Genomic DNA, 6259 nt, shown 5'->3' on the forward strand with positions numbered 1-6259 from the left:
CCCGGGCGCTCTCCAGTTCGGCCTGGCACGTCGAACACGACGAGGCGTGTGCCCGCAACTGGGCCACGCCGAAGCCCTCTTCTCGGTCGAGAAGGAGCTCGATTTCGTCTGGTCGTAGGTGTCGGTCGATCACGGTGGTACCTCCATGCCCCAACTACGTGGTGCCAGATGGCTGGGTTTCAACAAAATTCTGCGGCGTGCCGAGCGAAAAGCGCGCCGCGGCTGAAGCCGTGTTCATGTCTCGTTACACTACGGGCGCCGGTCATTCCCGCAGCGGCTCGAGCGCCTTGCGAAGCTCGTGGCGGGCGCGGTGGATGTACGTCTTGACGGTGCCCAGCGGCAGGTCGAGGGTAGCGGCAATCTCCTCGTACGACCGCCCTTCCACATGACGCAGCATGATGCAGGCGCGATACTCCGGCCGCAGCGTCGCGATCGCCCGTTCGATGGCCGACCCCAGCTCCTTCGCCTCGAGTTCATCGAGGGCGCTCTCCTGATCGGAGCCGATTTCGATGGTGGACGCCTCCACCTCCGCGGCTGTCGTGGCGTTCGGATTCCCGTCGAGGCTGACCGTGTCGAGCCGCCGCCGCCGCAGGTGATCGATGGCCACATTGTTCGCGATCTTGAACAGCCAGCTCGAAAACTTGAACTCGGGGCTGTACTTGTCGATGTGGTTGAGGACCTTCACGAAGGCGTCCTGCGCCAGATCCTCCGCGGTCTCGCGGTCGCGCACCATGCGGTAGACAAGCGAAAAGACGGGCCGCTCGTAGCGGCGCACGAGCTCGCGGAACGCGAGTTCGCGCCCCTGCTGGGCGAGTCGGACCACATCGGCGTCGGGAAGTGTTCCCAGCTCGTCGGCTATCGGCATGCGCAGGGGCCAAAGCTAGCCCTCCGCATGCATCGGAACCAGCCGGGAGGCCTCCGTTCCGGACCGAGGGATGGCGAAACACGCCTGCGGGAAGCGCGCCGTCGCCGCTTGCTCGGCTTGCCTCGCCCCTCGATGTTTCGGGATGCCACGCACCATGGACGCCCCTGACGTCACGCCCCGGCCGGCGACGGACGAATTGCACGTCGCCGCCAGCGCCGCCCAGGGGGAAGGGAAGCGCGAGTACGTGCAGCGCATGTTCTCCGATATCGCGCCGCGCTACGACCTGCTGAACCACGTGCTGTCGATGAACATCGACAAGCGCTGGCGCCAGAAGGCGCTCAAGGCCCTCGCGTGGACGAGTCAGCCCACGGGCACGTATCTCGACCTCTGCGCCGGAACCCTCGATGTCGGCGCCCTCCTGGTGAAACAGCCCGGTTTCGCCGGCTTCGTGGCCGGTGCCGATTTCGCGGTGCCCATGCTGCAGCACGGCACCGGCAAGGCCCCGCGCGCGGTGCTCGCACCGGTCGGGGCTGATGCGCTCCTGCTGCCCTTTGGCAACGCGTGCCTCGACGGGGCCATCGTCGCCTTCGGCATTCGCAACGTGGCCGATTTGGATGCGGGGCTCCGCGAGGTGCGCCGCGTGCTCAAGCCTGGTGCACGCTTCGTCATTCTTGAATTCTCCACGCCGCGCTTCGCGCTCGTGCGTCAGGCGTATCTGGCCTACTTCCATCACGTGCTGCCGTTCATCGGTCGCCTCGTGAGCGGACACAAGTCGGCGTACACCTATCTGCCCATGTCGGTGGCCAACTTCCCCACGGAAGAGACGCTGGCCGATCGTATGCGCGCCGCCGGCTTCTCCACGGTCACGTGGGAGCGCCTTACCCTCGGCATCGCCGCAATTCACACCGGCACGGCCTGACCGCGCCGCCTCAATAGCATGGCTCTCGATACTCTCTCCGAATTCATCGACGCGATCGACCGCCTCGGCGAACTGCACCGCATCACCCAGCCGGTGAAGGTGCACCTCGAACTCACCGAGATTGCCGACCGCGTGTCCAAGATGCCCGGTGGCGGCAAGGCGCTGCTCTTCGAGCACGTCATTCTGCGCGACGGCACCCGATCGCAGTTCCCCGTGGCGATCAATCTCTTCGGCAGCATGAAGCGCATGTCGCTCGCCCTCGGTGTCGAGAACCTCGACGATATCGGCGCGCGCATCACGCAGCTCATGGACCTCAAGGTGCCCGACGGGTTCCTCGGCAAACTGTCGCTGCTTCCGCGCCTGCTCGAGGTCAGCAAGTTCCCGCCGCGCGTGAAGGGCGGCTCGCCCTCGTGCCAGGAAGTGGTGTGGCAGGGCGACGAGATCGATCTCGACAAGATCCCGGTGCTGCACTGCTGGCCGGAAGACGGTGGGCCGTACATCACCATGACGGCCGTGATTTCCAAGGATCCGGTGCGTGGTATTCGCAATGTGGGCATGTACCGCGTGCAGCAGCTCGGCAAGAAGCACGTGGCCATGCACTGGCAGCGCCACAAGACCGGCGCGGAACACATGCGGCAGATGGCGGAGCGCGGCGAGAAGATGCCCGTGTGCATCGTGGTGGGCAGCGACCCGGCGAGCATGTTCAGCGCGAGTGCGCCGCTGCCGCCCAACATCGACGAGTTCCTCTTTGCCGGCTTCCTGCGACGGGACCCGGTGAAGCTCACCAAGGCGGTGACCAACGATCTCGAGGTGCCCGCCGACGCGGAGTTCGTGATCGAGGGATACATCGATCCCGCCGAGGAGCTCATCGTGGAAGGCCCGTTCGGTGATCACACGGGCTTCTACAGCGAGGCGGATCTGTATCCGCGCGTGCACGTCACGGCGGTGACGATGCGCAAGAATCCGGTGTACTCCACGACGATCGTGGGGCGCCCGCCGATGGAAGATTTCTATCTCGGCCACGCCACCGAACGCATCTTCCTGCCATTGCTCAAGCTCACGACGCCGGAAGTCGTGGATTATCACATGCCCGCCGAGGGCGGGTTCCACAACCTCGTGTTCGTGAGCATCGACAAGAAGTATCCCGGTCACGCCGACAAGGTGATGCACGCCTTGTGGGGGCAGGGGCTTATGTCGCTCGCTAAGGTACTCGTGGTGGTGGACAAGGAAATCAACGTGCGCAACCCGGTGGAAGCGTGGTGGGTGGCGCTCAATAACATGGATCCGCAGCGCGACGTGCGCTTCACCATGGGGCCCGTGGACGTGCTCGATCACGCCAGTCGGTCGTTCACCTACGGCAGCAAGATGGGCATCGACGCTACGCGGAAGTGGCCGGAAGAAGGCTTCACGCGTGCGTGGCCCAAGGTGATCGAGATGGACGAGGTGACGAAGAAGGCCGTGGACGCCAAGTGGAAGAGCCTCGGCCTGTGATTCGCGCATGACCAGCCACGGGATTGTGCCGCCCAAGGGCGCGCGCGACGGCCAGCTCATGCAAGGGCAGTCGCTCGCTGTGCGTCTCGCGAATTTCGTGAAGCTGCCGCACACGGTGTTCGCCATGCCCTTCTCGCTGGTCGGTGTGCTGTTCGCCAGTGTGATTGCGCCAGTCACGCCCGCCACCGTGGGTTGGGTGCTGCTGGCCTTCACCAGCGCGCGCTTCGCCGCGATGGCGTTCAACCGACTGGTGGACCGCGATGTGGACGCCATCAACCCACGCACGGCCATGCGCGAACTGCCGGCCGGCACGCTCACGGTCGGGCAGGCCAGGTTCAGCATCGCCGTGAGCAGCGTGCTGTTTGTGATCGCGAGTGGCATGCTCAACCCGCTCTGTCTCGCGCTGTCACCCGTGGCGTTGCTCTGGGTGCTGGGCTACAGCTACACCAAGCGATTCACGCGCTGGAGCCACTTGTGGCTGGGGCTCGGGCTCGCCATTGCGCCGGTCGGCGGCTATCTGGCGGTGACGGGTGCGTGGAGCCAGCCGTGGTGGCTGTTGTGTGTGCTGGCGTTCGCCGTGGTGTGCTGGAGCGGCGGTTTCGACATGATCTACGCGTTGCAGGACGCGGAGTTCGACGCCAAGCATGGCCTGCACAGTGTACCGAGCAAGTTCGGGGTGGTGCGCGCGATCACGATTGCGCGAGCGTTGCACATGCTCGCGGTCGTCGCCTTTGCGGTGGTGGTCGCCTCGCACCCGCTCGGTTCGGCCACGCCACTCGTGAACGGCATTCTGTGGGCTGCGGTGGCAGGCATCGCGCTTATGCTGATCTGGGAGCACCGCCTCGTGAAGGCTGATGACCTCAGCCGTGTGGACGCGGCCTTCTTCACCATGAACGGGCTCATCTCCATGGGTTTTCTCGTCTTCGTCTTCACGGCGCGCCTGCTGCTGCCGGAGGCGCCATGACGGGAGGCGTCGTGAACGGTCGTCGCCACCCCGTGATCGTCGCCATCACCGGCGCGTCGGGCGCGCCCTATGCCGTGCGCCTGCTGCAGGCGCTGGTTGAGTTGCAGGTCCCCACGTGGCTCATCGTGTCGAGTCACGGGTGGCGGTTGCTGCGAACCGAGAGCGATATCGCCGATCTGGCCGCGTTGCGCGCGCACGCGGGGGCGGAGGCGTTCGATGCCTGCGTGACGGTGTTCGACGACAACGATCGTGGCGCCGCGCCCGCGAGCGGCTCGGCGCGCACCAGCGGTATGGTGGTCTGTCCCTGCAGCATGGGTACGGTAAGTGCCATTGCCCACGGCACGTCGCGCTCACTGGTAGAACGCGCCGCCGACGTGGTGCTCAAGGAACGGCGCAAGCTCATCCTGGTGCCACGCGAAACGCCGCTGTCGCTCATCCATCTCGAGAATCTCACAGCGGTGACGCGTGCGGGGGCCACGGTGATCCCGGCCGCGCCCGGGTTCTATCATCAGCCCACGAGCATTGCCGAGCTGGTGGACTTCATGGTGGCGCGGGTCCTCGACCATCTCGATCTCGAACACACGGTCGGGAAGCGCTGGGGCCTTGCCGAATAAGCGATGACGCTCGATCCGGTTCTTCTCGAGCAGCAGGTCGAGCGTCAACGCCAGGGTGCTCGCCGTAACTCTGCGGCGATTTTCTTCGGGGCCTGGCTCTGGTTTGCGACCGTGTCGTTCGTGTTCGCCTCGGCGGCGCGAGTCCCCTTTCCGCAGCGCTTCGGTGTGGCGGCGCTCGGGGGACTGATCGGCAGCGCCTTCACGCTGTTCATGGTCCGGGTGGTGCACCGGTGGACCCAGCGCGGTATGTTGGCGGTACTCGAGCCCGGTGGGCGCGGACGGGATGTGGCGGTGTACTCGCACGCCGAAGCGTTGGCCGTGAGGGGCAATCTCGAGGCCGCCTCGAAGGCGTTCGACCAAGCCCGCGCCGAGCACGGCGAAAAAGCGTCGCTCTTGCGCGCCGAGGCCGACGTACAGCTGCGCCCCGATGGCGATATCGAACGCGCGCGCGCGTTACTGATGCGACTGCGCAAAGCGGCCGATGCGACCCGTGCCGATGAGCTGTACGCCACCCACCGGCTCGTTGATCTGTATCTTGGTCCCTTGGGAGACGAATCCCGGGCCATGTCCGAGCTTCGTCGTCTCGTGGAACGCTTCCCCGGTACGCGCGACGCCGAGGGGGCGCAGGCGGAGCTCAATCGACGTCGCGCCCTCAAGAACACCACCGATTCCCAGTCTCGAAGTTACCCATGAATAACCGCGCCACGATCATCGGTCTCATCTCCGACACCCACGGCCTTGTTCGCCCCGAAGTGTTCGAGGCACTGCAGGGCGTGTCGCAGATTCTGCACGCCGGCGACGTGGGCCCGGCGGATGTGCTCACGGAGCTGGCCACGATTGCCCCCATCCGCGCGGTGTACGGCAACACGGATGCGCCGGGGCGCCCGGACCTCGTCGAGCGTATCGAGGACGTGATCGATGGCGTGCGCATCGTGGTGACGCACGGGCACGAACTGGGGAGCCCCACACCGCCCAAGCTGGTGGGCGCGTATCCCAATGCCGACGTGATCGTGTACGGCCACACGCATCAGCAACTCATCACCAAGGCCGCGCGCCGCGTGGTGGTGAACCCCGGCGCCGCCGGCCCGCGCCGTTTCAAGTTGCAGCCGTGTGTCGCGAAGCTCTACATCTGGCAGGGGCAGGCGGATGTGGAGCTGATCCCATTGGGGATACTGGGAGACGCGGAGTAGAACGTTCGTAGAACCGAGCACTGATAACTGCAACTACACACTATGAACTCCCCCGACGATCACGCGATAGTCGGGGGAGTTCGTAGTGCGTCGTGACAGTTTTCGGTAGCTAGTTCAACTGCCGTCCGCACATGCGCCGCCAGCTTCTCCAGTGCGCCAACGACTGTGTCCGCCACCAGCGCGTCGGCGCCGTTGCGCCCGCGGAACCACGACTCC

General features: G+C 65.6%; 7 protein-coding genes. 6 read left to right on the forward strand and 1 reads right to left on the reverse strand.

Annotation, left to right across the window (positions count from 1 at the left end; all coding sequences use genetic code 11):
* Window positions 1-262 precede the first annotated feature (262 nt).
* Complete coding sequence (locus ACIQ6O_RS11215) at window positions 263-865, reverse strand: RNA polymerase sigma factor (protein WP_396207876.1); 603 nt, start codon at window positions 863-865, stop codon at window positions 263-265.
* Between the two features lie 154 nt (window positions 866-1019).
* Here ACIQ6O_RS11215 and ACIQ6O_RS11220 point away from each other — a divergent pair, with 154 nt between their 5' ends.
* From ACIQ6O_RS11220 to ACIQ6O_RS11245, 6 genes are read left to right on the forward strand one after another with little or no spacing between them, the layout of a single operon-like run.
* A complete protein-coding gene (locus tag ACIQ6O_RS11220; RefSeq protein WP_396207877.1) occupies window positions 1020-1784 on the forward strand; it encodes a ubiquinone/menaquinone biosynthesis methyltransferase in 765 nt (254 codons plus the stop codon).
* A gap of 18 nt (window positions 1785-1802) precedes the next feature.
* Window positions 1803-3275, forward strand: a complete 1473-nt coding sequence (locus ACIQ6O_RS11225) for a menaquinone biosynthesis decarboxylase (protein WP_396207878.1) — start codon at window positions 1803-1805, stop codon at window positions 3273-3275.
* A gap of 7 nt (window positions 3276-3282) precedes the next feature.
* A complete protein-coding gene (locus ACIQ6O_RS11230; RefSeq protein ID WP_396207879.1) occupies window positions 3283-4239 on the forward strand; it encodes a UbiA-like polyprenyltransferase in 957 nt (318 codons plus the stop codon).
* Window positions 4236-4853, forward strand: coding sequence for a UbiX family flavin prenyltransferase (locus ACIQ6O_RS11235; RefSeq protein WP_396207880.1), 618 nt, complete (start codon window positions 4236-4238; stop codon window positions 4851-4853). Before ACIQ6O_RS11230 ends, ACIQ6O_RS11235 begins: the two co-directional genes overlap by 4 nt.
* Before the next feature lie 3 nt (window positions 4854-4856).
* A complete protein-coding gene (locus tag ACIQ6O_RS11240) occupies window positions 4857-5546 on the forward strand; it encodes a tol-pal system YbgF family protein (protein ID WP_396207881.1) in 690 nt (229 codons plus the stop codon).
* Entirely contained in the window at window positions 5543-6043 is a 501-nt protein-coding gene (locus ACIQ6O_RS11245; RefSeq protein ID WP_396207882.1) for a metallophosphoesterase family protein, read from the forward strand. The genes ACIQ6O_RS11240 and ACIQ6O_RS11245 overlap by 4 nt, the downstream gene beginning before the upstream one ends.
* Window positions 6044-6259: the final 216 nt, after the last annotated feature.

Origin of the sequence: Gemmatimonas sp., from assembly GCF_044345575.1 — a bacterium.
In the GTDB taxonomy this organism is placed as follows: domain Bacteria; phylum Gemmatimonadota; class Gemmatimonadetes; order Gemmatimonadales; family Gemmatimonadaceae; genus Gemmatimonas.

What these genes read in the sequence shown, in the direction of transcription:
- ACIQ6O_RS11215 (WP_396207876.1), bottom strand. Translation starts at nt 865, where the DNA reads ATGCCGATAGCCGACGAGCTGGGAACACTTCCCGACGCCGATGTGGTC.
- ACIQ6O_RS11220 (WP_396207877.1), top strand. Translation starts at nt 1,020, where the DNA reads ATGGACGCCCCTGACGTCACGCCCCGGCCGGCGACGGACGAATTGCAC.
- ACIQ6O_RS11225 (WP_396207878.1), top strand. Translation starts at nt 1,803, where the DNA reads ATGGCTCTCGATACTCTCTCCGAATTCATCGACGCGATCGACCGCCTC.
- ACIQ6O_RS11230 (WP_396207879.1), top strand. Translation starts at nt 3,283, where the DNA reads ATGACCAGCCACGGGATTGTGCCGCCCAAGGGCGCGCGCGACGGCCAG.
- ACIQ6O_RS11235 (WP_396207880.1), top strand. Translation starts at nt 4,236, where the DNA reads ATGACGGGAGGCGTCGTGAACGGTCGTCGCCACCCCGTGATCGTCGCC.
- ACIQ6O_RS11240 (WP_396207881.1), top strand. Translation starts at nt 4,857, where the DNA reads ATGACGCTCGATCCGGTTCTTCTCGAGCAGCAGGTCGAGCGTCAACGC.
- ACIQ6O_RS11245 (WP_396207882.1), top strand. Translation starts at nt 5,543, where the DNA reads ATGAATAACCGCGCCACGATCATCGGTCTCATCTCCGACACCCACGGC.